The organism is Martelella radicis (genome assembly GCF_014196625.1).
Lineage (GTDB): Bacteria > Pseudomonadota > Alphaproteobacteria > Rhizobiales > Rhizobiaceae > Martelella > Martelella radicis.
Genome location: NZ_JACIDZ010000004.1, coordinates 1 through 25,199 on the forward strand (window position 1 = coordinate 1; position 25,199 = coordinate 25,199).

Below are 25,199 nucleotides of genomic sequence, written 5' to 3' on the forward strand. Positions count from 1 at the left end.
GATGGAAGAAAAGCTGCGCTTCGCCATCCGCGAAGGCGGCCGCACCGTCGGCGCCGGCATCGTGGCATCGATCGTCGAGTAATCGACGCGCGACACAGACATTCAAAAGCCCCGTCGGAGCGATCCGGCGGGGCTTTTTTGTGTTTGCCGGGTCGAAATCACATCGGCTCGCCGACCTCGACGATATGCCCGTCGGGATCATGGCAGCGAAACACCTTCTGGCCCCAGGCTTGGGTTTCGATCGGGTGGATCAAGTCCGTCTTCAGCGGCATCCGCGCAAAAATCGCCTCAAGTTCGTCCGTTTCGAAATAGAGCACCAGATTGCCGCGACCGTAGCGGCTGCGTTCGCCGGAGGGGGCGCCGAACATGGTCGCCTCCAGGGCTGGACCCATATGAAGAGCGAGACCGTTTTCCAGCTGGACGAAATCGCCGTGATCCTGCGCGATCGTCTGGCCGAGGAGGTCGCAGTAAAAGTCGACCGAGCGGTTCATGTCGGAGACGAAGACGAGCGTATTGATGAAAACGGGCTTTGCCATGGTCTCAGCCGCCACCAACCAGCATCAGCGCCAGCGGCAGGGTGAAGAACGACAGCACGGTCTGCACCGTCACCACCGCCGAGTAGAGCCGCGTGTCGCCGCCGAGCTGGCGGGCGAGGATGTAGCCGTTCATCGCCGTCGGCACGCCGGCGCCGAGCACCATGATCGACAGCGTCATGCCGGAAATGCCGAAAAGCGAGGCGAACAGGTAGGTGATCAGCGGGAAGAGGGCGAGTTTCAGGAAGGAGGGCAGCAGGACCATCGGTTTCGGCTTCAGCGCATCCGCGAGCACGAGCCCGGCGCCGACCAGAACCAGGCCCATGCCGAGGGCGGCGCGGGCCATCAGGTTCATCGCGTCATAGACCGGCTGGTAGACCGGGATGGCGAGAAGGTTGAAGGCGATGCCGATGAAGGCGGAGATGATCAGCGGGTTGGTGGCGATCTTGCGCGCCATCATCCCGACATTGCGGTTCTCGCCGGAAAACCAGACCAGCACCAGCACATTGATGAGATTGAGCGGAATGATGGTCATGGTCATCATCAACGAGATGACCGCCATGCCTTCAAGCCCCGCAAGCTTGTCGGCGATGGCGAGCGCCACGAACCCGTTCCAGCGCGTCGTCGTCTGGAACACGGAGGTGAAGGCGGGGCTGGCAAGCCCAAAGGCCCTGAGCAATGGCCAGAGAGCAATCGTCAGCGCGGAGATGGCGGCGACGCAAAGAAGGGTCACCCAGGCAATGTCGGCGGCGGCGATGGTCGAAAAATCCGCCCGCGCCAGCGTGGTGAACAGAAGAGCCGGAAACAGGACGTAGTAGCCAAGCTGGTTGAGCCCGTTCCAGAAATCGGGACTGAAGATCGGCAGGCGCTTGAGGCCGACGCCGAGCGCCACGGTCAGAAAGATCGGTAGAACGCTTTCGAAGATGATCAGCATGCACGCATTCCGTGATTTCCTTACCGTCCGGTTAACTTTGCCAGGCTTTGGCGCTTGCCACAGCGAATGAATTGCTGTCAGACAAGACAGGAGGAAAGGCGGAAAAGCAATGCAGGACCGTGTGACGCAGCGATTTCAGATCGGGTTGATGGGCGCAGTGCTTGCCGCCCTGCCGATCGAGCTTGCCGTCAGCGGCGCGATCCTGCTCGCCTTCGTCTTCGTCGACTATCTTTTCGACCCTAAGCGCATGCTGCGCGATCCGGCGGCCGACTGCCGTCCGGCCGGCGAATAACAGGCTCATCCGCGCGCAAGCGCCGCAAGCCTGTCGAGCGCGCCCTGCAGGATGAAGGAGGCCGCGGCCGAATCGATCCGCCCGGCGCGCTTTTGCCGCGATACATCCATTTCCAGAAGCGCCCGCTCGGCGGCCACCGTCGACAGCCGCTCGTCCCAGAATGTGAAGGGGAGGGGGGTCAGCGCCTCCATGTTGCGCACAAAGGCGCGGGTCGCCTGCACGCGCGGGCCGGAGGAGCCGTCCATGTTCACCGGCAGGCCGATGACGAAGCCCGCGATCCTCTCCTTCTCGGCAAAGGCGAGCAGGGTTTCCGCGTCGCGCGTGAACTTGACGCGCTTGATCACCGGGCGCGGCGTGGCAAAGCGGCGCGAGAGATCGGAGACCGCGAGGCCGATGGTCTTGGTGCCGAGATCAAGGCCCGCGATGGCGGCATGTGACGGCAGGTTCTCGGCCAGTTCCTCGATTGAAAGCACTGTCATCGGTCTTTTCCCATGGTTTTGCCGCTTCCCGATGGAAAATGGCGCGTGATCGCATTACGTTTTAGCCAATCGCGTTCAACTACCGTCTCGAAGGGAGAAATGCAAAATGAAGATCACCTGGCTCGGACATTCCGCCTTTCGCATCGAGATTGCCGATGCAACGATCCTGATCGACCCCTTCCTGTCCGGCAACCCCTCCTTCGAGGGGCTCGACAAGGCTGCCGTGACCAAGGGCGTCACCCATATTCTCCTGACCCATGGCCATGGCGATCATCTGGGCGACACGATCCCGATCGCCAGGGAGACCGGGGCGGTCGTGCTCGCCAATGCGGATCTCGCGGCCTGGCTCGGCTCCAAGGGGCTTGAGAACCTGCAGCCGGGCAACACCGGCGGCACGGTCGATTTCGGCTCCTTCACCGTCACCTTCACCAATGCGCTGCATTCTTCCGCCTTCATCACCGAGGACGGCGTTTCCCATGCGCTCGGCAATCCCAACGGGCTGATGCTGCACATCGATGACGAGCCGACGCTCTATCACATGGGCGACACGGATATCTTCGCCGACATGGCGCTGATCAACGAGCTGCATGCGCCGGCGATCGGCCTTGTGCCGGTCGGCGATCGCTTCACCATGGGCGGCGCGGTGGCGGCGCTTGCCTGCAAGCGTTATTTCAGCTTCGATACCGTGATCCCGTGCCACTACGGCACTTTCCCGATCATCGACCAGACGCCGGAGGCTTTTGTCAGCGGCATGGCCGGCGGACCGACGGAAGTGGCGACGCCCAAACCGGGCGAAACGATCGAGTTCTGATGAAATGCCCCGTTGCGAAGGGCGGCGACGCCCTTTATAGCGTGTGGTGAAATCGTGAAACCCGGAGAGCATTCATGTCCGTAGACACCGCGACCGTCAAACGCGTTGCCAAGCTGGCCCGTATCGCCGTCGATGACGCATCGGCGGAACGGATGACCGGCGAACTCAACGCCATTCTCGGCTTTGTCGAACAGCTCGACGAAGTTGACGTTTCCGGTGTCGAGCCCATGACCTCGGTCATGCCGATGGAGATGAAGAAGCGTCATGATGTTGTGACGGACGGCGACAAGGCCGACGATATTGTTGCCAACGCGCCGGAATCCGAACGGAATTTCTTTCTGGTGCCAAAAGTTGTGGAGTGAGGGATGGTACAGCCAAAAATCGATATTGAGAGCCCCCAGCAGGACGACCTGAAGGCGCTCTTCACCGAACTGAAGACATCGCTGTCGCGCATGTCGTCATCCGATGTGATCGACTACCAGTTGACCGTCGATGTCAGCACGCCGGGCGCCACGAGCTTCGTTGCCCGCGTCGACGGCAAGCCGGTGGCCACCGGCGCTCTGGTGCGCCACGGCAACGGCATCGCCGAGGCCAAGCGCCTGTTCACCGAGCCGGCCTATCGCAAGCACGGGATCGGCCGCGCCATCCTGCGCCACATCGCCTCTCTGGCGAAGAGCGAGGGACTGCGCGAACTGGTCATCGTCACCGATGCCAACCTCAAAGAGTCCATCGCCTTTTGCGAACAGAACGGTTTCGAGCGCACGGAAAAGGTTCTGAACCACGCGCCGACCAAGCAGTCCGTCTTCTTTCGCAAGGCGCTATAACAACACGACAAAGTGAAGCAGATGACCGAACTGACCGTCCTGACCATCGCCGAGGCCCGTGACAAGCTTCAGGCGAAGGAAATCACCGCGACCGAATTGACGGCGTCCTATCTGAAGGCGATCGACGACTTCAACGGCACTTTCAATGCCTATGTCGCCGTCACGCCGGAAAAGGCGCTGGCGATGGCCAAGGCCTCCGACCTGAAGCTGTCGCAGGGCAATGGCGGTGCGCTGGAGGGCATTCCGCTCGGCATCAAGGACCTGTTCGGCACGCGCGATGTCCACACCCAGGCGGCCTCGCACATCCTCGACGGGTTCAAGCCGAAATACGAATCGACCGTCACCCAGAACCTCTGGGATGACGGCGCGGTGATGCTCGGCAAGCTCAACATGGACGAGTTCGCCATGGGCTCGTCCAACGAGACCTCCTATTACGGTCCGGTGATCAACCCGTGGAAGGCGAAGGGCTCCAACCAGGAGCGCGTTCCGGGCGGTTCGTCCGGCGGTTCGGCGGCGGCCGTTGCCGCGCATCTGTGCGCCGGCGCCACGGCGACCGATACCGGCGGCTCGATCCGCCAGCCGGCGGCGTTTACCGGCACGGTCGGCATCAAGCCGACCTATGGCCGCTGCTCGCGCTGGGGCGTGGTTGCCTTTGCCTCCTCGCTCGACCAGGCAGGCCCGATTGCGCGCGACGTGCGCGACGCGGCGATCCTGCTGAAATCCATGGCGAGCGTCGACGACAAGGACACGACATCGGTCGACCTTCCCGTGCCGGACTACGAGGCCGCCATCGGCCAGTCGGTCAAGGGCATGAAGATCGGCATTCCCAAGGAATACCGCGTCGAGGGCATGCCGGAGGATATCGAAAAGCTCTGGCAACAGGGCATTGCCTGGCTGAAGGACGCGGGCGCGGAAATCGTCGACATCTCCCTGCCGCATACCAAATACGCGCTGCCCGCCTATTACATCGTCGCGCCGGCGGAGGCTTCCTCCAACCTTGCCCGCTATGACGGCGTAAAATACGGCCTGCGCGTGCCCGGCAAGGATATTGCCGACATGTACGAGAAGACCCGTGCGGAAGGCTTCGGCAAGGAAGTCCAGCGCCGCATCATGATCGGCACCTATGTGCTCTCGGCCGGCTATTACGATGCCTATTACCTGAAGGCCCAGAAGGTGCGCACGCTGATCAAGCGCGATTTCGAAAACGTCTTTGCCCAGGGCGTCGACACCATCCTGACGCCGGCAACGCCGTCGGCGGCCTTCGGTATCGCCGACCAGGACCTCGCCAATGATCCGGTGAAGATGTATCTGAACGACATCTTCACGGTGACGGTGAACATGGCCGGCCTTCCGGGCCTCTCCGTGCCCGCAGGCCTCGACGCCAACGGTCTGCCGCTCGGCCTGCAGCTCATTGGCAAGCCGTTCGACGAGGAAACCCTGTTCCGCACCGCCGCGGTGATGGAAAAGGCCGCCGGCCGGTTCACGCCTGAAAAGTGGTGGTAAGCCATCGGTCTCGGCCCTGAAATCCGAAATTTCAGGGCTGATGTCAGCGAGCGATTACGGCGGAGTCCGGATTAAGGCCTCCGCTGCCAAATCGCCTCCTTCCCGTTCAAATTCGGTCACACTCTTTGCGTTCAAGCACGCCGTTCATTTGATTTGAAAGGCTGAACGTGAAGACGCTTATCGTAATTTGCCTGGCGGCCAGTGTCGCTCTTACGGGCTGCACTTCCATGCTTGCGGCAAACAGCGAAGATGCCGCTATCGACCATTTCGTCAGCCCGCCTGAAGGCGAGACCGTGGCATCCTCCGGGCCGGACGACAGGATGAAGCTTTCCTATGCGGCGGAAGAGACGCCGAGCCTTGCCGCGGGCGCCTTCGACATGGTGGTGAAGCTCGGCAACAGCAAGGTCGATGTCTATCGCTACCGCGATCCCGACACGGGCAAGACCGGCTATTTCGACGCCGAAGGCTATCGTCTCGGGCAGTATCTGCTGCGCAATCCCGTGCCCGACGGGCGGCGCACGTCCGGGTTCGGCAACAGGCGCCATCCGGTGCTCGGCTATTCGCGCATGCATGCCGCCGTCGACTGGGCCGCGCCCGTCGGCACGCCGATCTATGCGGCGGCAGACGGCGTCGTGACCTTTTCCGGCAAGCGCGGCGGCGAGGGGCGGATGACGGTGATCGACCATGGCCACGGCTATGAGACTTCCTACAGCCACCAGAGCCGCTTTGCCGACGGCATCAAGGCGGGCGTAAAAGTTCGCCAGGGCGAGGTGATCGGCTATGTCGGCCAGAGCGGCCTTGCGACCGGGCCGCACCTGCATTACGCGGTCTCCGTCAACGGTCGCAAGGTTGACCCGATGAAGGTGCATTTCGTCCGCGAGGGCAGGCTTTCCGGCACGGCACTGACGAAGTTCGAGAAGGCCGTGGCGGCTGACGGCGAAAAGCATGAGGCTGCCGCCGGCGTCTGAGCGGAGCTAGAGCGGTTCCGCCTTTCATGGAAACGCGCAACCGCCCTATCTATTTGTTTTGACGCATTTTCGCGGGCGTTAGATGTTTCCATCTGACTGCGAAATGCTTTAGTCCTCGTCCTTCTTCTTCTTCCCGTCGGGGCGGAAGGTATAGCCGGTTTCCACGGCCGACAGGCCGAACTTGTCGCGCAGCGCATCCATCGCGCTCTCCGCCGCCTTGCGGCGGGCGGCCTTCGGGTCGACGAGGTCTGGCGGGTCGGCGATCGCGGGGTCGCAGAGTTCGCTGATGCCAATGCCGATCAGGCGGAATTTCGTGCCGTCGGCCTCGTTCTTCATCAGCGACAGACCAGTGGCGAAGATCCGGTCGGCAAGCTGCGTCGGCGCTTCCAGATGTCGGCTGCGGGTGCGGGTCTTGAAATCGGCGGTCTTCAGCTTCAGCGTCACGGCGTGTCCGGCAAAGCCCGCCGCCTTGGCCCGCCGCGCGGTCTTTTCGCTCAACCGGCGCAGATGTCCGGCAAGCGTCTCGAAGTCGCTGATATCCGTGAAGAAGGTGGTCTCGTTGGAAATGCTCTTGGTGGCGCGCTCGGGCTTGACGCTGCGCGTATCCTCGCCGCGGGCCAGATGATAGAGCCGCTGGCCGATCGTGCCGTAGCGGCGCAGAAGCTCATTCTTCTCCATTCGCTGGAACTGGCCGATCGTCGTCAGCCCGTCGCGCTTCAGCGTTTCCGTGAAGGCCTTGCCCACGCCCCAGATCATGCCGACCGGCTTGTCGGCCAGGAAGCGCATGGCCTCCTCTTCTCCGATCACCGAAAAACCGCGAGGCTTCTGAAAATCCGAAGCGATCTTGGCGAGGAACTTGCAATAGGAAAGACCGATGGAGATCGTGATCCCCAGCTCCTCCTCCACGCGAAGGGCAAAGCGGGCCAGCGTTTCGGCCGGGCTTGCCTTGTGCAGGCGGGCGGTTCCGGAAAGATCGAGAAAGGCTTCATCGATCGAAATCGGTTCGACCAGCGGCGTCAGGTCGAACATCATCTGTCGCAATTGCCGTCCGACGGCGGAGTATTTCTCCATGTTTGGGCGGATGACGACGGCCTCCGGGCAAGCCTCCAGCGCCTTGAACATCGGCATCGCCGACTTCACCCCGCGAATGCGTGCGATATAGCAGGCGGTGGAGACGACGCCGCGCTTGCCGCCGCCGATGATGAGCGGCTTGTCGGCAAGCGACGGGTCGTCACGCTTTTCGATGGATGCGTAAAAGGCGTCGCAGTCGATATGGGCGATCGAAAGCGTGAAGAGCTCGTCATGACGCAGCAGGCGCGGGCTGCCGCAATGCGCGCAGCGGCGCAGGCCGCCCGCCGCCGGAGCGAGGCAGTCTCGGCAAAAGCCGTTTGCCTTGGAAGTGATCTCAGCCATCGCGATCGGAACAAAGGTTGAACATGGCGAAAATAGTGCCGGCGGACGGCCGAGGCAAGCGCGGATTGTCGCCAGTCAACCGTTCTCGGCGATATGGCGGCGGATGATCGTATCGGCGTGATCCCAGCCGGTAGCGACAAGCGAGGGCGGCGTCGTCTTTGGCGCCAGCGCGCGGTAATCGTCATTGATCAGAAGGTTGATCGTCAGCGCTTCCGGCAGGCATTGCGAAACCGAGCGACAGTTGTAGAGCATGTCATCGACGAAGATCAGATCCGGCGGCGCGGTCTCGCACAGGTCCCGCAGCACTTCGCCCTTCGGCGCTTCGGAGGCGATCAGCGGGAAATCGAAACCGTGGCGGGCAAGAAGCCGGCGCCGCTTTTCCCGGTGGCGCGGCGGCATGGCGGTCAGGAGCAGGACGTCGGCGATCTCCGTCAGCCCCTCAAGCGTCGGCCTGGCGGCGGAAAATGGCTCCTGCCAGTCTTCCTGACTGTCGTAAAAGGCGGAAATCAGTGCCTTGACCTCGGCATTTTCCACGCGCCGGCCGTCTTCGAGCGATTTTACATTGCCGTTGAGGCTGAAGGTCTCGAGGTTCAGCTCATGGCCATTGGCCAGAAGGAAGGCCTTGAACGGTGCGACGAATTGCAGCACGACTTCGTCGACATCGACGACGAGGAGCGGCCGCGCGCCGATCGCCAGATCGCTCGCTGATGGCTCTGCAAGCCGGATCATCGGCCGGAGCCCTCGCCATATTCGAGTTTTTGCCAGGCGCGCGAAATCGTTTCGGGCGCAATACCATTGTCGTTGCAGAACGCCATCAGCGTGGGCTCGTGACCGGCGATGAAGCCGATCATGGCGCGCTCGAAGCCCGGATCCTCGGTGAGCGCGCGCAACTGGCCGGCCTCGACGCCCGAAAGGGCGCAAAAGCGGTTCAGCATATCGGGCTCGTTGGACAGCCACACCAGGATGGCGATGGCGAGGTCTTCGTCAGGGGCCGTCTTTTCCGTTTCTTTTTGAAAATGTTGCAAGCGGATTTCCGTTTCTTAACCAAATCGCCCTAAACTCGGCTGTTGATGCGCTGATAGCGGCACCGGGCCGATTCTAGCGCCTTGCCGGCGCGTTGCAAGCCGGTACAGGGGACGGTGCAAGGGGATAGCACGAATGGCAAAACAGGTTCTGATCGTCGAAGACAATGATTTGAATATGAAGCTGTTTCGTGATCTCGTCGAGGCGCAGGGTTATGAGGTGGTGGAAAGCCGCACCGGAGCGGATGCGGTGGAGCTTGCCCGCCTGTTCAGACCCGGACTGATACTAATGGATATTCAATTGCCGGAAAATTCCGGCCTCGACATTGCCCGTGAGATGAAAGCCGACCGTGACCTCGCAAAGATTCCGATCGTCGCCGTCACGGCCTTTGCCATGCGCGGCGATGAAGAACGGATCCGGGCCTCGGGCTGCGATGCCTATCTTTCCAAGCCGGTTTCCGTGCCGAATTTCATCAAGACCGTGAAGGCCTATCTGGGCGATGCCTGAGGGGGCGACGTTGAAGAGCGCAACGCATGAAAGCATTGTCCTGATCGGCGGCGAGGGCGCCGTGGCGCAGACGCTGTCTGCGATGCTGAGCGGCTGGCCGGTCGGCTTCTTCCAGGCCGATTTTTCCGACAGTGATACGACGATGGCGGCTGTCAACGCCGCAAGCCTCATCCTGGTCGCCGTCGATGATGATGCGCCGGGGCCGGCGCTTGCCTGCTGCGGCATCCTCAAGGAACATGATTCGGGCGTGAGCGCGCCGGTTGCCATCGTAACCCCGGAACGGGCCGATGCGACGCTTCGGCTGGCCGCTTTGCGCGCCGGCGCCGACGATGTGATCGGGCTGGAGCACAATCTCGCGACGGCCGCGGCCCGGATTTCTGCGCTTCTGCGTTTTCGTACGCTGCAAAGCGAGGCGGGAACCTCCGCCGAAGCCTGGCCGACCGCTCCGCGCGCGGCGGCCGTGCCGGACGAAACGGTGCGGGTCCTGATCGTGGCCGAGGACGCGGCCATGCGCCAGGACCTCTTGAAGAGCATGCTGTCGCTGACGACCACTGTCGCGACCGGAAACCTGCGCGAGGCGCTTTACCTCGCCTCCAGCCAGAGCTTCGACCTCGTGCTGGTTCATGGCGGGCCGGTGCTGGGCGATGGCCTGCGCATTTGCGGCCAGCTCCGCTGCGTTCCCGGCATGCGTTTCGTGCCCCTTTTCGCTCTGTGCGAGCCGGGCGGGCTGCACGAGAATGCGGGCGATGCCGCCCGCAGCGTCGACGATTGCATGGAATGGCCCGGTGAAACCGGCGAGCTTATCCTGAGGGCTTTGCTGCACCTGCGTCGCAAGCGCTTCGTCGAGGCGCTGGGGGCGGCTGTCGAGGATTTCGCCGACGCGCCGGAGATGGTCGAAAGCGATACCGGCCTTCTCGCCCCCGAACGTTTCGCCGCGACGCTTAATACCCTCAAGCGCGAAGCAACGACCGCAGGGTCGCCGCTCTACATGGGCGTGGTCCGCGTGCCGGAAGATCCCAGCGGCGCGCGCGTCGAGGCGGTCGCCGCGCTGATACGCTATCATCTGAGCGGTCGGGACGCGGCAAGCCGCGTGGAGGACGGGCTTTTTGCCATTCTTTACCCCGACCGACGCCGCGACGATGCCGAACAGGCGATCGCCGTGCTGCGCCAGCGCCTCGACGCAAATCTCTCACGGCTTCTGGGAGAGGGGGTGCAGGACGCCTATCAACCCGCCGTCGATCCGGCTCTTGCCATCCGCACGGCGCTGACGGAAGTAAACTGAGGTTCCGCAGGTCCGATCTGTATAAATTCCGCTGCCTCTCCTTGTCTTTGTCGCGAGGCTCCTGCGCCGAGCGGCCGGAATTCATGGCCCAGGGGGGCCATAAGAACATCGGACGGGCGTTTCGACCAGATGGTAAAACCGCGACAAATGCTTGGCGGTTAACCATAAAAAGGTCAGAATTGTGCTTAATCAACGAAATTCAGTTGATTATTATTTCAGAGCGTACAAAATTGCTCCAACTGCCTTTGGTGGTTGCCCCATGATGCTCAGGTCCGCCGCATCTCCTGGAATCGTGGGGTCGGTCGGCTGATCGCTGGCGGGATTCCTCGTGCCCACAGCCATCAGCCGGCCGCTCTTCATGTTAGCGCTTTCTTTTCAGCTCAAATCACTGATTCTGGCGCCTTTTCGGGGGGCAGAAAACGGCTCATCCCGCGACAGTCCGGCTTAAGCCGCTTCTCAGCTTCTTTCCAATCAGGTTTTGTCTTCAACGAAATGCATGGCGTGGCCGTTCATGCAATAACGCAACCCGGTCGGGGCAGGGCCGTCGGGAAAGACATGGCCCAGATGACCGCCGCAATTGGCGCAACGGATTTCAGTGCGCACCATGCCGTGGGATTCGTCGCGCAATTCCGTCACAACGCCGGGTTCGACAGGCTCGAAGAAGCTCGGCCAGCCGCAGCCCGCATCGAACTTTGTATCCGAGCGGAACAGCGCCGTTTCGCAGCCGGCGCAATAGTAGGTACCTGATTCGAAACTGTCCCAGTAAGGCCCGGTGAACGGGCGTTCCGTACCCTGCTGGCGCAAGATATGATACTGTTCCGGGGTCAATTCCTCACGCCATTGTGAATCGGACAGCGTTTTTTTCTGTTTATTGCTCTGGGTCAATGTCGCGCTCCGGTATGTTTTGCCGTTTAATAGGCGTGTCTGCAGCCATATTTGGGTTCCAACACGAGGAAAAGCAATGGCTTGCTTCCTTCGGTGGCGTCCAAGTGATGAATTTTGCGCTGCGTCATTTCATGGATGTGAAAAAGCTCCGGCCGCTCTTGAGCCGGTGCTTTTCTTGCCGTAACACGTTTGTTGTCTGAACTATTTGCCGGTTCGGCTTGTATATTGTCAGTTTTTGGAGACGCCATGACCGCCAGTGAAACGGCTCTTGTACTTTTGGCCTTGTGCTTGCCTTTTCTGGGCGCGGTCTTCTCTCCGATACTCTACCGTATCTTCAAGTCGAATGCGCCGTGGCTTCTTGCCCTTATTCCGCTGTTTTCGCTCATCCAGTTCATCCGCCTCGTCCCCAAGGTGGCCGAAGGCGCGGTGCTGACGGGCGGCTATGACTGGGTGCCGAGCCTCGGACTCCGGTTCTCCTTCCTGCTTGACGGTCTGTCGCTCACATTCGCGATCCTGATCACTGGCATCGGCACGATGATCATTCTTTATGCGGGCGGCTACATGAAGGGCCATCCGCAGCAGGCGCGATTCCTGTCCTTCATGTTCATGTTCATGGGCGCGATGCTGGGCGTGGTGATCTCCGACGGCCTGCTGATGCTGTTCGTCTTCTGGGAGCTGACCTCGATCACCTCCTTCCTTCTGATCGGCTTCGACAACGAGAAGGAAGCCTCGCGCCGCGCGGCGATCCAGGCGCTGGTGGTGACGGGCGGCGGCGGCCTCTTTTTGCTGGCGGGCGTGCTGCTGATCCAGAACATCACCGGCGCTGCCTCGCTTTCGGCTCTGTTGGAGAGCGGCAATGTGCTGCGCGACAGTCCGCTCTATCTGGCTGCCTTCATTCTCGTGCTCGGCGGCGCCTTTACCAAATCGGCGCAGTTCCCGTTCCACTTCTGGCTTCCCAACGCCATGGAAGCGCCGACGCCTGTTTCCGCCTACCTGCATTCGGCCACCATGGTGAAGGCAGGCGTCTATCTTCTGATGCGGCTCAACCCGGTGATGGGCGATACAGCATTGTGGACGACCGTGCTGCCGGTGTTTGGCGCGGCGACGCTGATCGTCGGTACGCTGCTTGCAATCCGTCAGACCGACCTGAAACTGATGCTCGCCTATACCACTGTCTCCTCGCTCGGCCTGATGGTGATGATGACGGGCATGGACATTCCCCATGCGGCGGAAGGCGCGGTGCTCTATCTGATTGCCCACTCGCTGTTCAAGGGCGGGTTGTTCATGGTCGCCGGCCTGATCGATCACGAGACCGGGACCCGCGACCTGACCAAGCTTGGCGGGCTCGCCCGGGCGATGCCGATCACCTTTGCCGCCGGGCTTGCCGGCGCGATTTCCATGGGCGGGCTGCCGCCCTTCGTCGGCTTTCTTGCCAAGGAAGGCATCTACGAGGCGCTGGCCGCCGGAAGCTTCTATGCCACGATCTTCCTGCTGATCGCGATCCTCGGCAATGCGCTGATGTTCGCCGTCGGCTTCGGCGTCGGGCTGAAGCCCTTCATCGGCGAGAAGACCGAGACGCCGAAACATGCGCATGAAGGGCCGATGCTGATGTGGCTCGGGCCGATCGTTCTCGGCGCCACGGCCTTTCTCGCGGCCGCCTTCGCCCATTTCTTCAATAGTCATTTTTCCGGCCCGATGGCCTCCGCCGTTGCCGGAGAAGAGGTGGAGATCCACCTGTCGCTAATCCCGCATATCGGCGTTCCGCTCGCGCTTTCGGTGCTGACGGTGATCATCGCGCTTGTCGTCTACTGGCGCCTTTCCGAGGCGCGGGCGGCAATGGCCGGCATGTTTGCCCGCCTCGGTCCCGGACCGGATGCCTGGTTCGACAGTTTTATGCGTGGCATCGTGCGTCTGTCGTTCAAGGTCACGCAGACAGTGCAACCCGGGCGGCTCGAATTCTATATCACCGCGACCTTCTGCATTATCGCGGCGGTACTTCTCGTCTCGCTCGTCTCCTTCGGCGAATTGCCGCAATGGCCGGGCCTGCCGGATGGCTTCCTGCTTGGCCACTGGGTGATTGTCGGCCTTGCCGTGGCTGGCCTGCTTGCGGTGATCAATGCGCATAACCGCCTGACGGCGATCGTGACGCTCGGCATCCAGGGCTTTTCCGTCGCGGTCCTGTTCCTGCTGCTCGGCGCGCCGGATCTCTCCTTCACCCAGTTCATGGTCGAAACGCTTTCGGTCGTGATCCTGACCCTGGTGATGACGCGGCTCAATCTGGCGCCGTCGGACCATCGCGCCCTTGGCCAGAAACTCTTCGACGGCGCGGTCGCCGCCCTTTGCGGCCTGGGCTTCGCCCTGCTGCTGATGCGCGCGACGCAGGTGCCCTTCAACGACGCGCTGACCGAGTTCTTCAACACCTATTCGAAGGTGATCGCTCACGGGCACAATGTCGTCAATGTCATCATCGTCGACTTCCGTGGAACGGATACGCTGGGTGAGATCGCCGTGGTGATGATCACCGGGCTTGCCATTCTGGCGCTCATCCGGGTGCGGTCCGGCCGGACCAAGGCCACGCCCGTCGCCAAAGAGGAGAAGGCACAATGAATACGCTGATCTTTCGCACGGCCGCGCCGTTCCTCTCCGCGCTGATGATGCTGTTTTCGATCTTCGTCCTCCTGCGCGGACACAACGCGCCGGGCGGCGGCTTCATCGGCGGGTTGATCGCCGCTTCCGCGATCGCGATCTTCGGAATAGCCTCCGGCGTCTCTGCGGTCAGGCGGGCGATCCACTTCCACCCGATGTCGATCGCCGGTGCGGGACTGCTGCTCTCGGCGCTGTCGGGCTTCATCTCGATCTTCGCCCATGTCCCCTTCATGACCGCGCACTGGATCTATCCGGTGATCTTCGGCGTCGAGGTTCCGATCTCCACGGTCACGACCTTCGATATCGGGGTCTATCTTGTGGTCTTCGGCTCGATTTCCTCGATCTTCCTTGCGCTTGAAGAAAAGGACCATGCCTGATGGAATTCGTGCTTTCCTGCCTGGTCGGCCTGTTCTTCGCCGCGGCGATCTATCTGATGCTGTCGCGCCACAGCGTCAGGATCATGCTCGGCATTGCCATCCTCGGCAACGCGGTCAACCTGCTGATCTTCACCGCCGGCAGGATCACCGGATTCGTGCCGCCGATCATTCCCGAGACCATGGATACGCTGCCCGCCGGCACGGCCAATCCGCTGCCGCAGGCGCTGATCCTGACAGCGATCGTGATCTCCTTTTCGTTCTTCGCCTTCCTTCTGGTTTTGACCTATCGCGCCTATCAGGACCTCAACACTGATGACACCGACGACATGCGGGCTGCGGAACCCAAGGATCAGCCCATGCCGCCGCTCGGCTATTAAACAAGGATAATAAGACCGCACCCATGGCCGCTTCGTCCTCCGCCCATTCTGTCGACCTGTCTCTCGCGCTGACGATGGAACCGTCAACGCTGACGGATTGGCTCGTCATCCTGCCCGTCGCGATCTGCATCACCGTCGGCGCGGTGCTGATGCTGATCCGCAAACATACGGTCTGGCATCCGGTGATCGCCATTCCGGCGCTTGCCCTTCTTGTCGTCGTCGAGGCGCTGCTTGTCTATGCCGTCTCGACCGGCGGTCCGATCACCATGGTGGCCGGGCGCTGGCTCCCGCCTTTCGGCATCGCCTTCTCGGCCGACCTTCTCGGCGCGCTGTTCGCCCTCGCTTCGGGCATTGCCGGCCTCGCCGGCGCGATCTTCGCGGTCGGCGACATCCGTTCCGGCGGTCGCCGCTACGGTTTCTATCCATTCCTGATGCTGTTGATGGCCGGCGTCTCGGGCGCGTTCCTGACCGGCGACATCTTCAACCTCTATGTCTGGTTCGAGGTTCTGCTGATCTCCTCCTTCGGTCTGCTTATCCTCGGCTCCAGCCATGAGCAGCTTGACGGCGCGATGAAATACGCCGTCTTGAACCTGATCGGAACGACGTTGTTCCTGATTGCGGTTGCCTATCTCTATGCCGTGTTCGGAACGCTCAATATGGCCGATATCGCGCTCAGGTCGCGTGCGGCGCCGATGCTGCCGACTGCGACGATCGGCGCGCTGTTCGTGCTCGCCTTCGGCATGAAGGCGGCGGCCTTTCCGGTCAATTTCTGGCTGCCTGCCTCCTACCACACGCCGCGCACTGTGGTCTCGGGTCTGTTCGGCGGGCTCTTGACCAAGGTGGGCGTCTACGCGCTTCTGCGCGTCATGGTGATGATCCTGCCGGCGGATCTTGCAAGTCTTGGCGCGCTTGTCTCGATCAGCGCTTTCCTGACCATGGTGATTGCCGGCCTTGGCGCGATCGCGCAGCACGATATCCGCCGCACGGTCGGTTACGTCGTGATCATCGGCATCGGCAATGTGTTTGCCGGCGTGGCCGTCGGCGGCGTGTCGGGCCTTGAGGGCGCGCTTGTCTATGCGCTTCATTCTATGATCCTGATGACGGCGCTTTATTTCATCGTCGGCCTGGCCGGAAAGCTTGCGGGCGGGTTCTCGCTGACTGCGATTGGCGGGCTTTACCGCAGCAATCCGGCCTTTGCCGGCCTGAGCCTCGCAGCCTTTTTTGCCGCTGCCGGCCTGCCGCCGTTCTCCGGTTTCTGGCCAAAGGCGCTTCTGGTCCGCGCAACGCTCGACGGCGGCCAGTGGTGGCTTGCGCTTGCCATCCTGTTTGCCGGCTTCTGCACCACGGTCGCGCTCGGGCGTATTTTCCTTCTGGCCTATTGGCGGCCGGCTCTGTCCGCGCCTGCGGCAAAGGCGACCGTGCCTCTGTCCGAGAGCCTGCCGGTGGTGGGGCTGATGGCGCTCGTCGTCGTGTTCGGCATCTATCCCGAACCGCTGCTTGCGATCGCCACGCGCGCAGTCGAGGGGCTTCTTGCGCCCGAGGCCTATTTCATGTCGGTCTTTCCCGGGGGAGCGTCCTAGATGTCCATGCTGCTCTTGAACCTTGTTCTCGCCATTGTCTGGGTCGCCGTGACAGGCAGCGCCTCGCTGCACAATCTGGTGTTCGGATTTGTGATCGGTGCGATCGCCGTCGGGCTGGTGCGTCATCAGGTCGGCGGGACCGGCTATTTCTCCCGGGCGAGGCGCGTTACGGCGCTGTTTCTGGTGTTTCTCTATGATCTGATGAAATCGGCCTGGTCGGTTGCCAAGCTGGTTTGCTCGCCGCGCATGGACCTGAAGCCCGGTATTCTGCGCTTCGAACTGTCGCTCGAAAGGGATTTCGAAATCGTCCTCCTTGCCAACATGATCACGCTGACGCCCGGAACCTTGACCGTCGATGTGTCGGACGACAAGAAATATCTCTTCATCCATGCCATTGACTGTTCCGATCCCGATGGCATTCGCCGCGACATCGCCAATGGATTCGAGAAGAAGATCAGGGAGGCTTTCGCCTGATGACGCCTGACGTGATTGTATCAACCGCTGCCGATATCTCGATCGCGATCCTTTCGCTGGCGCTTCTTCTGACCGCCGTGAGGGTGGTGAAGGGGCCGACGCTGCCGGACCGGGTGCTCTCGCTCGACATGCTGGTGGCCGTGGCGATGGGCTTCATCGTCGTCATCGCCATTCGCTCCGGCTTCACGCTCTACATCGATATCGCCATCGCGCTCGGCCTGGTCGGCTTTCTGGCCACTGTCGCCTTTGCCCGTTTCATCCGTTCAAGCGCGATGCGCGATGAGACCGAGACCGGATTCCAGGTCCGCCCGCATCCGATGGCCTATGATTCGGGCAGCAATGGCGAAGATGTGCCGGTCGTCTCCGCCGATGAAGCGAAGAAGGATTAAGCCAGATGGAATATGCTATCGCCATTCTCGTATCGCTCCTGATGCTCGGCGGCGCGCTTTTCACGCTGACGGCTGCCATCGGCATTCTGCGTCTACCCGATCTTTACACCCGTATGCACGCCGCCTCGAAGGCCGGCACTGTCGGCTCCGGCCTGATCTTTCTGGCCATCGGGTTTCACTCCGGCGAGATCGCCACGTTCGTGCGCGCCTTTGCAGGCATCGCCTTTTTCGTGCTGACCGCACCGATCTCTGCCCATCTTCTGGCGCGGGCCGCCCATCAGGTGGGGTATCCCCTGCACGAAAAAACAGTACAGGATGAACTTCAAGGTGGCGAAGATGTTTAGTTGCACGGTAATCTTGCCACGGCAGGTTTAAATACAAGAAACAGAGTTTAAGGCCACATCGGCGTTTCTATAACTTTTGATAGTCCGACATTGTTTTTTATTCATTGTAACTTTACTTTTCTGCATGGAGTGGTATTTGCTTGCGTCAGCATGAACAACAAGCTCTTGCTAGAATAGAAAACAATATCTGTCTCTGCGTTGATACGGGACCGACCCTTGCCAGTTCAGCGGCCGTGTTCCCCAAGGCTAAACGTGCTTCAAGCTTCGTGAAGTCCAATGATGATCCGGATCAGTCGACCGGGCGTAATGGTCTTTTGAAGCCTGCCGGAAGCAATCGTCGCAGAGCCGATGAAAAAAGAGAATAGGAGTGAATAATGACGGAAGCTGCGGTCGAACAAGAGACCCAGAACCTCGTTGAGCTGACGGCTGATATTGTCGCGGCCTATGTCAGCAATCATGTCGTTCAGACCACGGACCTGCCCGGTTTGATCCGGGAAGTACACTCAGCGCTCAGCAACACCGCGCGCCCGCAAGAGGCCGCTCCGGCTGCCGAAAAGCAGAAGCCGGCCGTCTCCGTGCGCAAGTCGATCAGCGGTGATCATCTTGTTTGCCTGGAATGTGGCGGCACCTTCAAGTCGCTGAAGCGTCATCTGATGACGCATCACGACCTGACCCCCGACGCCTATCGCGAAAAATGGGACCTGCCGGTCGACTATCCAATGGTCGCCCCCTCCTATGCCGAGGCCCGTTCGCGCCTTGCCAAGGAAATGGGACTGGGCCAGCGCCGCAAGCGCTGACTGCATGCCAGCGCCCGCAAGCGGGCGAGGCGCTGAGGAAAGTCAGTTTTTTTTGATGCCAGCCGCACAAGCGCGCTGGCATTTTTTATTGATGCGAGCGCTGTCAGTGCGCGCGCATGGCGAGCGCCGCCGGAGCGTGTTCGGCATCTCGATTTCACGCATTAAGCGTATGTTCATTTGAATACCCGTAAATGGACGTGGTTGAAAAAAAGTAGGAAAAAAGTCCTAAATTTGAACAAATTAATGTAATAAAATCAATTCAAGGACACTGAGGCATACTGCCTTCCGTCCCCGTCTTGCCCTCGGATGCAAGAATATAATCCTATTTTCAGCCGGGAGTTGACATGAGCGAGTATAAAGCAGAGCCCACAGTGCCTTTCCACCAATCCTTCGTCCATCAGGTTGCCGGGACGTGGTCGTTCGACCGCGCCGGCCAGATGGCCGATATCCGCACGGCGTGCCGCATCGTTCTGCTGATCACCAAGGAGATGGCCCAGGTCGCTGGCGATCGCGTCACGCTCAAGGCCGAGCGGCGGCGGTCGGTTTCTCATTTCCGGCAGATCGCGATGTATGTCTGTCACGTCACGCTGCAATTGTCTTTGAGCGAGATCGGGGCGGCCTTCGGGCGTGACCGGACGACGGTCGCCTATTCCTGTCGCGTGATCGAGGACCGCCGCGACGATCGGGGCTTCGACGAGTTCGTGGCCTCGGTCGAACGGCTCGCCTATTCCGTGGTCGTGGCGGCGGGAGTGCGGGAAAATGCCTGAGGTGAACAAGGTTGTGAGCGTACCGGCGCGTGCGGGCGAGAAGACGCCGCTTCAGATGCTGGCCCGCCTGAAGGGCCGTGACGGAGGGATCTTCCTGCCCGAATACGCCTTTGATGCCGGCGAACGGCTTTCTTCGGACTTCGTGCGGGCGCAGATGCAGCCGCGGGTCACTTCGGCGCTACAGCCGCGGCTTGAGAGCCGGGGACGGGGCACGAGAGCGGATGATCACGGGCTTTCCGACAGCGCTCTTGACGCCCGCCGCCGCGTCACCCGGGCGCTCTCGGCCGTGGGGCCGGAGCTTGCCGATGTGCTGCTCGACTTTGTCTGCTTCGAAAAGGGGCTGGAACAACTGGAGCGCGAACGGCAATGGCCGGTGCGGTCGGCCAAGCTCATGGTGCGCACGGCGCTTCTGGCGCTCGCCCGCCACTATGCGCCGCCGCCGTCTCGGCCGAGCACCCGCCACTGGGGCGCCGAGGGCTACCGTCCCGATATCGCTGCGATGTTTGCAGAGGATTGAGCGTCAGCGGGACCGGTCGGTCGCGCAAGGGCATCAGGAGGAGAGGGCTCTCGCCGCCGTTTCGCGGATTTTCGTGACCATGGCATTGAGCCCGTTGGCACGTTGGGCCGAAAGGTGGTCGACAAGCCCGATCCGCCGGAAGGTCTCCAGCGCGTCGGTCGCGGCAATCTTCGATGCCTTTTCGCCGGAATAGACGGTAAGCACGATCGAGACCAGGCCGCGCACGATGAAGGCGTCGGAATCGCCGCGAAACCGCATCACGGGATCCTCGCCCGCGTCCCGTTCGCTGACAAGCCAGACCTGGCTGGCGCAGCCGTGGACGCGATTTTCCTCGGTCTTTTCGCTCTCCGGCATGTCGGGTAGTTCCTTGCCGAGTTCGATCACATAGCGGTAACGGTCTTCCCAGTCGTCGAGGAAGGAAAAATCGTCAATGATCTGGTCGAGTTTCTCGTTCATGAGGCGCCTCTCGTCTTTCGTTGCGCCCCCTATACGCCGTTCAACACACGAATGAAACGGGCGGGGGCCGTTTCATGCGGCCTCCGGCCATCAACGCGGGCGCGGCGTGGGGAGAGGCACGTTTTCGGGCAGGCCGGCGATGCGCGCCGGCTGCTTGACGGGCTGCGGCGCTGACGGCTCTGGCTGCGGCGTGACCTGCGGGGGCTCGCCGACCTGGGTTTCAGGCATGATAGCGCCCGTGCGGATCAGGTCGGTCGCCGCATCGGACGTTCCGGCCATGCGCTCGGCGACCGTGACCTCGGCGGCCGGCGTCTGATCGGCCCGCATGGTTTTCTGCGCCGGGTCCGCCTTCTCCTCTGAAAAATGCTCGCCGAGATAGAGATAGACGATCTCTGCGCCCTGACGGGCCCTCTTGCCGAGGAAGCCCAGCAGACCGGCGCCGTCGTCGCATACATCCGGCCGCTCGTCGCACATGCCGCTCATATAGTCGATCGTGCCGCGGGCAGCAGACACGGCGCCGCCGATATCGCGGCCGCTTGGCAGGGCTGCCTCGTTGGGGCCGGCCTTGTCGCCCAGCAGCAGCGGCGCGAAGAACGGCACGATCAACAGAGCCACGAAAATCATGAATGCCGATTTCAGCAGAAATCTCATTATGTCCTTGCCCGCTTCAGGGTTTCGATAAGGCGTGTCCGAGCGGTCACGCCCTCAGCACTATCATAAGACGGTAAATGAGCCGCTAAAAGGGCCGCTGGTTGCCGGAGCATCTACGATCTGCAGAGGCCTGCAATTAGCCGGCTCCGAAAAAATATCATTAAATCAATGGTATGGGTGAGGAATCCTGGAGCAGGGCGGATAAAGGCCGTCATGCTGCGTTAACCATAGCGGCCGTTTTTGGCGTTCCCGCGCGACATTGTCATCTGGCCGGGAGCCACGCGATCCATTACCCTTCGTTAAGCCGTGCGGGGTAATTTGGCGCCAATCCAAGGGCGACCCATGGTTGCGGAAGACTGACAGAGTGATGATGAATGGCGAAAGCTAAGAAGACCAGACGCAACAAGAAGAAGACGCCGTCCCTTCTGGGGCGCGGCATGTCGGCCGTTGGAGGGATGATTGCCCGCCACCCATCCTGGTTGGGGGGACCGCTGGCTTTCGCCGTGGTTTTGAGCTTCGTGTCCGCCAACGCGCTCTGGTACCAGCCGGGCCCGCATCCGGAACCGCTGATGAAGACGCGGCAGTCCTCCGATCCCTATGCCGTTCCCGGACGGCGCATGGCGAGCGAGGAAGATTTCGAGACATTCCGTATCGAGCTCGAAGAGGATCGGGGCGGCCGGTCGGTCGAGGTGGCTTCCCTTGATCGCGACGGCGGCGGCGACGATCTGATGGCGATCCTCGAAACGGTTCAGTCCGAACCGCCGGCGGTCGCGCCGCGGCCTTCGCCGGAGCCGCAGGCTGAAGAAGCGGTCGTCAGCGAACGCGATATCATTCGCCAGGCGCAGGAACAGCTCGCCGCGGCCGGCTATTACAAGGGAAAGCCGGACGGCGTGACAGGACCGCTGACGGAGGCCGCTATCCGTGCCTTTCAGGCCGATCAGGGACTTGCTGATACCGGGACCGCAGATGCGGGGCTTCTGGCGATGCTAAAGGGCGGGCAGGGCGGATTGCCGCCTGTGCCGACCCCGCGCGCCGACGCGGCCGTGCCTGCGGCCTCCGTCGATCCGGTCGCCGATCTTCTCGCTTCGGCGGACAAGCCTCAGGCGGCAGATGCGCTGGTGGTCGAAATCCAGCGCGGCCTGGTCAATATCGCCTATGACGACGTGACGGTCGACGGTGTGGCGGGCGCGAATACCCGTGCGGCGATCCTTGAATTCCAGAAGCATTACCGCCTGCCGGAAACCGGCGAGCCGAGCGCGGCCGTCCGTGACAAGCTCAAGGAAATCGGAGCGCTCTGAGCGCTCCGGCGGGAGGCCGGGCCATGCGCCTCAAATCGGATATCTTCGTTTCCGCGCTGGTGCGCCGGGTTTTTTCCAACGGCGATTTCGCCGTGGTGGAACGCAAGGGCGCGGCCGAGGCCGGCGCGATTGCCATTCGCCAGGTAAGGCGGGATGGCCGCGAATGCCTGTTCATGCCGGCCCCGCAGTTCTTCGCGGCGGAAAGCGACGAGGACAGGCTGTTCGAGAAGCGGCTGGACAAGGCGCTGGCCGAGGAGATCGCTGCGAGGCTCGAAAAGGAGATCCGGTTTGACGGCGACCTGTGGGTCGTCGTGCTGGAGACCGAGAGCGTCGACGGGCTTTTTGCGGTGGCCGGAGAAGATGGCGGGCCCTGAAGGCTCAGGCAGAGCGGCGGCTGTGACGTCGCGTCGCGTCCTTGGCGGAGGCTTGCTCTTCGTCGGCGCGCAAAGACTGCCATGCCAGCAATTCCTCGATGCAGGCGGCTGGCCGCAGAGCGTCGACGAGTTCTTCTGCCGCTTCGTCGGCGCTCAGCGTCTGCGTCGAAAGCGCAGGCACGATGCGCGGCAGGACGTAAACCAGGTCATCCTTTGCCATGCCGAGCGCGACAAGCGCGACCGCCAGACGCCGCCCGCTGGCCTCCGAAAGGATATCGGCGGCCAGCACCCGGTCGCCGCCAAGGGCGCGGGCGAAGGTCTCCAGAAACAGCGTGCCCTCGCCACGGCGGGAAAAGCGCACAAGAAGGGCAGTCTGCAACTCGGAGAGCGTCGACAGGCCGAGCCGGTCCTCAGCCTCGCTGCCGGCCTTTGCCGCCATGGCCTTCAGCGTCTGGCGCAGTGCTTCGCTTTCATCGCGATAGCCTGCGCGAACGTCGAAATTGCCTTCCGGCGTCTCGTCTTCCTCGGGGCGGTGACAGCCGATGAGCGCCTGGATGACCTTTTGGGAAAGATCGGCGCGGTGAATGATCGCGCGGATATGTTCCTCGCCCATGGTTTCGATCAGTGTCGTCAGTGTCTCGTCGGAAATCGCGGGCGAGCGGGCGAGGAAGGGCGCCGAGATGGCGATTTCGCGGGTGCCGATATAGTGGCAGATTTCCTGCGGAACATGGGGATGGCTGGAAAGAGCGGCGACGGCCTGGCGGCGCGCCTCGGGCGTGGAAGCTTCATAGACCGGGGGAAACAACTCGACGAAACGGCGGCGTTCGGCGGCGCTCGGTTTTTCCAGAGCGCCGAAGCTCGAGACCGTTGCCATCAGCACGACGTCGAGCTTGCGTGTATTCTTCAGCCCTTCAAGTTCCCGGTAACGATCGACCAAGGCCGTACTCCCCGACGAGCACTCCGGCCGCCGGTGCCGGATGATGCCGTTCTTCTTTGCCACGCCGGAATGTCGAAAAAGCGGCAGTCGCTCTCTCACCCGACGCATGGATGTCTTCAATCTGACAAGAGGTTAGGGGGAAATCGTTAGAAAGATGTTAACCATAGAATAAAGCGGGAATTGGCCGGCGGCAGAGGCGATTCCCGCCGCCGGCCCGATAGACGATCAGATCGCCAGATATTCCTCGCGCAGCTCTGCATTGTCGAGCACGTCCTGGGCGCTGCCGGAAAAGACCACCTGTCCGGTATCCATGATGACGGCGCGATCGGACAGCCTCAAGGCCGCAACCGCGTTCTGCTCGACGATGATGGTGGTGATGCCGAGATCGCGGATCTGGCCGACGATCTTCTCGATTTCCTGCACGATGACCGGGGCAAGCCCTTCATAGGGCTCGTCAAGGAACAGGACCTTGATCTCGCGGGCAAGAGCGCGGGCGACCGCCAGCATCTGCTGCTCGCCGCCGGAAAGCGTGACGGCTTCCTGGTTGCGGCGTTCGGCAAGCCGCGGAAAGCGATCATAGACTTCCTCGATCGACCAGCCCTTATTGCCGGCAACCTGCGCCAGGATCAGGTTTTCCTCCACCGTCAGACCGCCGATGATGCGCCGGTCCTCCGGCACGAGCTGGACGCCGGACCGCGCCGCCTGGAAGGCCTTTTTCGTGTGCAGGGGTTCGCCGTCGAGCCAGATCTCTCCCTGGCTGAGGGCAGGGCTGTCGAGGCGGGCCAGCGTTCGAAGCGTCGTGGTCTTGCCCGCGCCGTTGCGGCCGAGAAGGGAAAGCACCTCGCCTTTCTTGATGTCGAAGGACACGCCTTGCACGATATAGCTTTCGCCGTACCAGGCATGGATGTCGCGAACCGACAGGAATGCATCATTGACTGTTTCCGACACTGCGATCTGCTCCCCGGCGAAATTGCGTTTCTCCATGACCATATTCATTCGTGGGCCTCCCCGAGATAGGCTTCCCTGACCTTCGGATTGCCGCGCACCTGATCGGGAGAACCTTCGGCGATGATGCGTCCCTGGGCAAGCACGGAAATCTTGTCGGCGAGCGAAAAGACGACATGCATGTCATGTTCGATGATGACCTTGGTCATGCCGCGGGCCTTGATCCGCTGCAGGAGTTCGATGGTCATGTTTGTGTCGTGGCGGGCCATGCCGGCCGTCGGCTCGTCGAGCAGAAGGAGTTTCGGCTTCTGGATCAGGCACATGGCGAGTTCCAGCCGGCGCTTGTCGCCGCGCGACAGCGAGCCTGCCTCATGGTGGCGACGGGCGGAAAGGCCGATATCCTCCAGCATGAACTCGGCCTCCTCGCGGATTTCCTTTTCACCGGAAAGAGCCTTCACCGCGTTCAGCCTGAAGGCGCCGTCGCGGCGCGCAAAGGCCGGGATCATGACGTTTTCGATCAGCGTCAGGTCCGGAAAGATTTCCGGCGTCTGGAACACGCGGGAGACGCCCATCTGGTTGATCTCGTGCGGTTCGTGCTCGTTGAGCGTCTGGCCGTCGAAGACGACCTTGCCGTGGCTTGGCTTCAGGCGGCCGATACAGACATTGAGCAGGGTCGACTTCCCCGCGCCGTTCGGACCGATGATGGCGTGAACCTTGCCGCTTTCGACCTCGAGATTGACATCGGAAAGGGCGCGCAGCCCGCCGAAGCTCTTGTGGACGTCATCAACGTGCAGGACGATGTTCTTGTCTGCCATG

At 61.9% G+C, this 25,199-nt stretch carries 33 protein-coding genes; 21 read left to right on the plus strand and 12 right to left on the minus strand.

The window, feature by feature from the left end; genetic code table 11:
* On the plus strand, nucleotides 1-82 hold an 82-nt coding region (locus GGR30_RS07265; protein ID WP_010051863.1), incomplete at its 5' end, for an EF-Tu C-terminal domain-related protein.
* 76 nt (nucleotides 83-158) lie between these two features.
* Here the strand turns inward: GGR30_RS07265 and GGR30_RS07270 are convergent.
* Both GGR30_RS07270 and GGR30_RS07275 read right to left on the minus strand, forming a co-directional pair.
* A complete protein-coding gene (locus tag GGR30_RS07270) occupies nucleotides 159-536 on the minus strand; it encodes a VOC family protein (protein WP_183484120.1) in 378 nt (125 codons plus the stop codon).
* 4 nt (nucleotides 537-540) lie between these two features.
* Entirely contained in the window at nucleotides 541-1,467 is a 927-nt protein-coding gene (locus tag GGR30_RS07275; protein WP_183484123.1) for an AEC family transporter, read from the minus strand.
* Nucleotides 1,468-1,576: 109 nt separating this feature from the next.
* Here GGR30_RS07275 and GGR30_RS07280 point away from each other — a divergent pair, with 109 nt between their 5' ends.
* Nucleotides 1,577-1,759 (plus strand): hypothetical protein, encoded by a 183-nt coding sequence (locus GGR30_RS07280; RefSeq protein ID WP_183484126.1) that lies wholly within the window; start codon nucleotides 1,577-1,579, stop codon nucleotides 1,757-1,759.
* A 5-nt stretch (nucleotides 1,760-1,764) separates the two neighbouring features.
* Here the strand turns inward: GGR30_RS07280 and ruvX are convergent, their stop codons facing one another.
* Nucleotides 1,765-2,238, minus strand: coding sequence for a Holliday junction resolvase RuvX (gene ruvX, locus GGR30_RS07285; RefSeq protein WP_183484129.1), 474 nt, complete (start codon nucleotides 2,236-2,238; stop codon nucleotides 1,765-1,767).
* Between the two features lie 106 nt (nucleotides 2,239-2,344).
* Here ruvX and GGR30_RS07290 point away from each other — a divergent pair, with 106 nt between their 5' ends.
* The 5 genes from GGR30_RS07290 (at nucleotide 2,345) to GGR30_RS07310 (ending at nucleotide 6,344) form a co-directional block, all read left to right on the plus strand.
* The gene (locus GGR30_RS07290) at nucleotides 2,345-3,049 is read left to right on the plus strand and encodes a metal-dependent hydrolase (protein WP_183484132.1); all 705 of its coding nucleotides are present in this window, start codon (nucleotides 2,345-2,347) and stop codon (nucleotides 3,047-3,049) included.
* 74 nt (nucleotides 3,050-3,123) lie between these two features.
* Nucleotides 3,124-3,411, plus strand: a complete 288-nt coding sequence (gatC, locus tag GGR30_RS07295; RefSeq protein ID WP_183484135.1) for an Asp-tRNA(Asn)/Glu-tRNA(Gln) amidotransferase subunit GatC — start codon at nucleotides 3,124-3,126, stop codon at nucleotides 3,409-3,411.
* Between the two features lie 3 nt (nucleotides 3,412-3,414).
* Entirely contained in the window at nucleotides 3,415-3,873 is a 459-nt protein-coding gene (locus GGR30_RS07300) for a GNAT family N-acetyltransferase (protein ID WP_183484138.1), read from the plus strand.
* Nucleotides 3,874-3,894: 21 nt separating this feature from the next.
* Nucleotides 3,895-5,376: an Asp-tRNA(Asn)/Glu-tRNA(Gln) amidotransferase subunit GatA gene (gatA, locus tag GGR30_RS07305; protein WP_183484142.1), complete on the plus strand. Its 1,482-nt coding sequence runs from the start codon at nucleotides 3,895-3,897 to the stop codon at nucleotides 5,374-5,376.
* Between the two features lie 227 nt (nucleotides 5,377-5,603).
* On the plus strand, nucleotides 5,604-6,344 hold the full coding sequence (locus tag GGR30_RS07310; protein ID WP_183484145.1) for a M23 family metallopeptidase: 741 nt from the start codon (nucleotides 5,604-5,606) through the stop codon (nucleotides 6,342-6,344).
* A gap of 108 nt (nucleotides 6,345-6,452) precedes the next feature.
* Here the strand turns inward: GGR30_RS07310 and GGR30_RS07315 are convergent, their stop codons facing one another.
* The 3 genes from GGR30_RS07315 to GGR30_RS07325 all read right to left on the minus strand — a co-directional run bounded on the left by GGR30_RS07315 (nucleotide 6,453) and on the right by GGR30_RS07325 (nucleotide 8,782).
* Entirely contained in the window at nucleotides 6,453-7,757 is a 1,305-nt protein-coding gene (locus tag GGR30_RS07315; RefSeq protein WP_183484148.1) for a DNA polymerase IV, read from the minus strand.
* 75 nt (nucleotides 7,758-7,832) lie between these two features.
* Nucleotides 7,833-8,486 (minus strand): hypothetical protein, encoded by a 654-nt coding sequence (locus tag GGR30_RS07320; RefSeq protein WP_183484151.1) that lies wholly within the window; start codon nucleotides 8,484-8,486, stop codon nucleotides 7,833-7,835.
* Nucleotides 8,483-8,782 carry a DUF3572 domain-containing protein gene (locus GGR30_RS07325; protein ID WP_183484154.1) on the minus strand — a complete coding sequence of 100 codons (300 nt, stop codon included), beginning with the start codon at nucleotides 8,780-8,782 and terminating at the stop codon, nucleotides 8,483-8,485. The genes GGR30_RS07320 and GGR30_RS07325 overlap by 4 nt, the downstream gene beginning before the upstream one ends.
* Before the next feature lie 133 nt (nucleotides 8,783-8,915).
* On the opposite strand from GGR30_RS07325, the gene GGR30_RS07330 reads away from it, so the two are divergent.
* Both GGR30_RS07330 and GGR30_RS07335 read left to right on the plus strand, forming a co-directional pair.
* Nucleotides 8,916-9,287 carry a response regulator gene (locus GGR30_RS07330; protein WP_183484157.1) on the plus strand — a complete coding sequence of 124 codons (372 nt, stop codon included), beginning with the start codon at nucleotides 8,916-8,918 and terminating at the stop codon, nucleotides 9,285-9,287.
* 10 nt (nucleotides 9,288-9,297) lie between these two features.
* The gene (locus GGR30_RS07335; protein ID WP_183484160.1) at nucleotides 9,298-10,569 is read left to right on the plus strand and encodes a hypothetical protein; all 1,272 of its coding nucleotides are present in this window, start codon (nucleotides 9,298-9,300) and stop codon (nucleotides 10,567-10,569) included.
* A gap of 471 nt (nucleotides 10,570-11,040) precedes the next feature.
* Here GGR30_RS07335 and msrB read toward each other — a convergent pair whose 3' ends face one another.
* Complete coding sequence (gene msrB / locus GGR30_RS07340) at nucleotides 11,041-11,454, minus strand: peptide-methionine (R)-S-oxide reductase MsrB (RefSeq protein WP_183484163.1); 414 nt, start codon at nucleotides 11,452-11,454, stop codon at nucleotides 11,041-11,043.
* Between the two features lie 246 nt (nucleotides 11,455-11,700).
* Here msrB and GGR30_RS07345 point away from each other — a divergent pair, with 246 nt between their 5' ends.
* The 10 genes from GGR30_RS07345 (at nucleotide 11,701) to GGR30_RS07390 (ending at nucleotide 19,722) form a co-directional block, all read left to right on the plus strand.
* The gene (locus GGR30_RS07345) at nucleotides 11,701-14,061 is read left to right on the plus strand and encodes a putative monovalent cation/H+ antiporter subunit A (RefSeq protein ID WP_183484166.1); all 2,361 of its coding nucleotides are present in this window, start codon (nucleotides 11,701-11,703) and stop codon (nucleotides 14,059-14,061) included.
* A complete protein-coding gene (locus GGR30_RS07350) occupies nucleotides 14,058-14,477 on the plus strand; it encodes a Na(+)/H(+) antiporter subunit B (protein WP_138749489.1) in 420 nt (139 codons plus the stop codon). Before GGR30_RS07345 ends, GGR30_RS07350 begins: the two co-directional genes overlap by 4 nt.
* Nucleotides 14,477-14,854: a Na+/H+ antiporter subunit C gene (locus GGR30_RS07355; protein WP_183484169.1), complete on the plus strand. Its 378-nt coding sequence runs from the start codon at nucleotides 14,477-14,479 to the stop codon at nucleotides 14,852-14,854. The genes GGR30_RS07350 and GGR30_RS07355 overlap by 1 nt, the downstream gene beginning before the upstream one ends.
* 23 nt (nucleotides 14,855-14,877) lie before the next feature.
* The gene (locus GGR30_RS07360; RefSeq protein ID WP_183484172.1) at nucleotides 14,878-16,434 is read left to right on the plus strand and encodes a Na+/H+ antiporter subunit D; all 1,557 of its coding nucleotides are present in this window, start codon (nucleotides 14,878-14,880) and stop codon (nucleotides 16,432-16,434) included.
* Entirely contained in the window at nucleotides 16,435-16,908 is a 474-nt protein-coding gene (locus GGR30_RS07365) for a Na+/H+ antiporter subunit E (protein WP_183484175.1), read from the plus strand.
* The gene (locus GGR30_RS07370; RefSeq protein WP_183484178.1) at nucleotides 16,908-17,297 is read left to right on the plus strand and encodes a cation:proton antiporter; all 390 of its coding nucleotides are present in this window, start codon (nucleotides 16,908-16,910) and stop codon (nucleotides 17,295-17,297) included. The genes GGR30_RS07365 and GGR30_RS07370 overlap by 1 nt, the downstream gene beginning before the upstream one ends.
* Before the next feature lie 5 nt (nucleotides 17,298-17,302).
* The gene (gene mnhG, locus GGR30_RS07375) at nucleotides 17,303-17,641 is read left to right on the plus strand and encodes a monovalent cation/H(+) antiporter subunit G (protein WP_183484182.1); all 339 of its coding nucleotides are present in this window, start codon (nucleotides 17,303-17,305) and stop codon (nucleotides 17,639-17,641) included.
* Nucleotides 17,642-18,015: 374 nt separating this feature from the next.
* On the plus strand, nucleotides 18,016-18,438 hold the full coding sequence (locus tag GGR30_RS07380; protein ID WP_183484185.1) for a Ros/MucR family transcriptional regulator: 423 nt from the start codon (nucleotides 18,016-18,018) through the stop codon (nucleotides 18,436-18,438).
* A gap of 344 nt (nucleotides 18,439-18,782) precedes the next feature.
* The gene (locus GGR30_RS07385; RefSeq protein ID WP_246413658.1) at nucleotides 18,783-19,205 is read left to right on the plus strand and encodes a helix-turn-helix domain-containing protein; all 423 of its coding nucleotides are present in this window, start codon (nucleotides 18,783-18,785) and stop codon (nucleotides 19,203-19,205) included.
* Nucleotides 19,198-19,722, plus strand: coding sequence for a DUF6456 domain-containing protein (locus GGR30_RS07390; protein ID WP_183484190.1), 525 nt, complete (start codon nucleotides 19,198-19,200; stop codon nucleotides 19,720-19,722). The genes GGR30_RS07385 and GGR30_RS07390 overlap by 8 nt, the downstream gene beginning before the upstream one ends.
* 33 nt (nucleotides 19,723-19,755) lie before the next feature.
* On the opposite strand, the gene GGR30_RS07395 is transcribed toward GGR30_RS07390, so the two are convergent.
* Both GGR30_RS07395 and GGR30_RS07400 read right to left on the minus strand, forming a co-directional pair.
* Nucleotides 19,756-20,178: a SufE family protein gene (locus tag GGR30_RS07395; protein WP_183484193.1), complete on the minus strand. Its 423-nt coding sequence runs from the start codon at nucleotides 20,176-20,178 to the stop codon at nucleotides 19,756-19,758.
* Between the two features lie 90 nt (nucleotides 20,179-20,268).
* The gene (locus GGR30_RS07400) at nucleotides 20,269-20,829 is read right to left on the minus strand and encodes a DUF5330 domain-containing protein (RefSeq protein WP_183484196.1); all 561 of its coding nucleotides are present in this window, start codon (nucleotides 20,827-20,829) and stop codon (nucleotides 20,269-20,271) included.
* Between the two features lie 374 nt (nucleotides 20,830-21,203).
* Between GGR30_RS07400 and GGR30_RS07405 the strand changes: the two genes are divergently transcribed.
* Complete coding sequence (locus GGR30_RS07405) at nucleotides 21,204-22,127, plus strand: peptidoglycan-binding domain-containing protein (protein WP_183484199.1); 924 nt, start codon at nucleotides 21,204-21,206, stop codon at nucleotides 22,125-22,127.
* 23 nt (nucleotides 22,128-22,150) lie between these two features.
* Nucleotides 22,151-22,501: a DUF1491 family protein gene (locus tag GGR30_RS07410; protein WP_183484202.1), complete on the plus strand. Its 351-nt coding sequence runs from the start codon at nucleotides 22,151-22,153 to the stop codon at nucleotides 22,499-22,501.
* A 4-nt stretch (nucleotides 22,502-22,505) separates the two neighbouring features.
* On the opposite strand, the gene GGR30_RS07415 is transcribed toward GGR30_RS07410, so the two are convergent.
* From GGR30_RS07415 to GGR30_RS07425, 3 genes are all read right to left on the minus strand, one after another.
* A complete protein-coding gene (locus GGR30_RS07415) occupies nucleotides 22,506-23,438 on the minus strand; it encodes a hypothetical protein (protein WP_183484205.1) in 933 nt (310 codons plus the stop codon).
* Between the two features lie 225 nt (nucleotides 23,439-23,663).
* On the minus strand, nucleotides 23,664-24,422 hold the full coding sequence (locus tag GGR30_RS07420; RefSeq protein ID WP_246413676.1) for an ABC transporter ATP-binding protein: 759 nt from the start codon (nucleotides 24,420-24,422) through the stop codon (nucleotides 23,664-23,666).
* Between the two features lie 8 nt (nucleotides 24,423-24,430).
* A complete protein-coding gene (locus GGR30_RS07425; RefSeq protein ID WP_183484211.1) occupies nucleotides 24,431-25,198 on the minus strand; it encodes an ABC transporter ATP-binding protein in 768 nt (255 codons plus the stop codon).
* Nucleotide 25,199 lies beyond the last annotated feature (1 nt).

Bases quoted from the DNA above. Each gene is read 5' to 3' on its own strand.
- GGR30_RS07345 (WP_183484166.1), top strand. From the start codon at position 11,701: ATGACCGCCAGTGAAACGGCTCTTGTACTTTTGGCCTTGTGCTTGCCT.
- GGR30_RS07310 (WP_183484145.1), top strand. From the start codon at position 5,604: ATGCTTGCGGCAAACAGCGAAGATGCCGCTATCGACCATTTCGTCAGC.
- GGR30_RS07410 (WP_183484202.1), top strand. From the start codon at position 22,151: ATGCGCCTCAAATCGGATATCTTCGTTTCCGCGCTGGTGCGCCGGGTT.
- GGR30_RS07320 (WP_183484151.1), bottom strand. From the start codon at position 8,486: ATGATCCGGCTTGCAGAGCCATCAGCGAGCGATCTGGCGATCGGCGCG.
- GGR30_RS07395 (WP_183484193.1), bottom strand. From the start codon at position 20,178: ATGAACGAGAAACTCGACCAGATCATTGACGATTTTTCCTTCCTCGAC.
- GGR30_RS07350 (WP_138749489.1), top strand. From the start codon at position 14,058: ATGAATACGCTGATCTTTCGCACGGCCGCGCCGTTCCTCTCCGCGCTG.
- GGR30_RS07300 (WP_183484138.1), top strand. From the start codon at position 3,415: ATGGTACAGCCAAAAATCGATATTGAGAGCCCCCAGCAGGACGACCTG.
- GGR30_RS07280 (WP_183484126.1), top strand. From the start codon at position 1,577: ATGCAGGACCGTGTGACGCAGCGATTTCAGATCGGGTTGATGGGCGCA.
- GGR30_RS07370 (WP_183484178.1), top strand. From the start codon at position 16,908: ATGACGCCTGACGTGATTGTATCAACCGCTGCCGATATCTCGATCGCG.
- GGR30_RS07315 (WP_183484148.1), bottom strand. From the start codon at position 7,757: ATGGCTGAGATCACTTCCAAGGCAAACGGCTTTTGCCGAGACTGCCTC.
- GGR30_RS07425 (WP_183484211.1), bottom strand. From the start codon at position 25,198: ATGGCAGACAAGAACATCGTCCTGCACGTTGATGACGTCCACAAGAGC.
- GGR30_RS07355 (WP_183484169.1), top strand. From the start codon at position 14,477: ATGGAATTCGTGCTTTCCTGCCTGGTCGGCCTGTTCTTCGCCGCGGCG.
- GGR30_RS07275 (WP_183484123.1), bottom strand. From the start codon at position 1,467: ATGCTGATCATCTTCGAAAGCGTTCTACCGATCTTTCTGACCGTGGCG.
- GGR30_RS07390 (WP_183484190.1), top strand. From the start codon at position 19,198: ATGCCTGAGGTGAACAAGGTTGTGAGCGTACCGGCGCGTGCGGGCGAG.
- GGR30_RS07405 (WP_183484199.1), top strand. From the start codon at position 21,204: ATGGCGAAAGCTAAGAAGACCAGACGCAACAAGAAGAAGACGCCGTCC.
- mnhG (WP_183484182.1), top strand. From the start codon at position 17,303: ATGGAATATGCTATCGCCATTCTCGTATCGCTCCTGATGCTCGGCGGC.
- GGR30_RS07290 (WP_183484132.1), top strand. From the start codon at position 2,345: ATGAAGATCACCTGGCTCGGACATTCCGCCTTTCGCATCGAGATTGCC.
- ruvX (WP_183484129.1), bottom strand. From the start codon at position 2,238: ATGACAGTGCTTTCAATCGAGGAACTGGCCGAGAACCTGCCGTCACAT.
- GGR30_RS07420 (WP_246413676.1), bottom strand. From the start codon at position 24,422: ATGGAGAAACGCAATTTCGCCGGGGAGCAGATCGCAGTGTCGGAAACA.
- gatC (WP_183484135.1), top strand. From the start codon at position 3,124: ATGTCCGTAGACACCGCGACCGTCAAACGCGTTGCCAAGCTGGCCCGT.
- GGR30_RS07385 (WP_246413658.1), top strand. From the start codon at position 18,783: ATGAGCGAGTATAAAGCAGAGCCCACAGTGCCTTTCCACCAATCCTTC.
- GGR30_RS07365 (WP_183484175.1), top strand. From the start codon at position 16,435: ATGTCCATGCTGCTCTTGAACCTTGTTCTCGCCATTGTCTGGGTCGCC.
- GGR30_RS07400 (WP_183484196.1), bottom strand. From the start codon at position 20,829: ATGAGATTTCTGCTGAAATCGGCATTCATGATTTTCGTGGCTCTGTTG.
- GGR30_RS07380 (WP_183484185.1), top strand. From the start codon at position 18,016: ATGACGGAAGCTGCGGTCGAACAAGAGACCCAGAACCTCGTTGAGCTG.
- GGR30_RS07330 (WP_183484157.1), top strand. From the start codon at position 8,916: ATGGCAAAACAGGTTCTGATCGTCGAAGACAATGATTTGAATATGAAG.
- gatA (WP_183484142.1), top strand. From the start codon at position 3,895: ATGACCGAACTGACCGTCCTGACCATCGCCGAGGCCCGTGACAAGCTT.
- GGR30_RS07270 (WP_183484120.1), bottom strand. From the start codon at position 536: ATGGCAAAGCCCGTTTTCATCAATACGCTCGTCTTCGTCTCCGACATG.
- GGR30_RS07360 (WP_183484172.1), top strand. From the start codon at position 14,878: ATGGCCGCTTCGTCCTCCGCCCATTCTGTCGACCTGTCTCTCGCGCTG.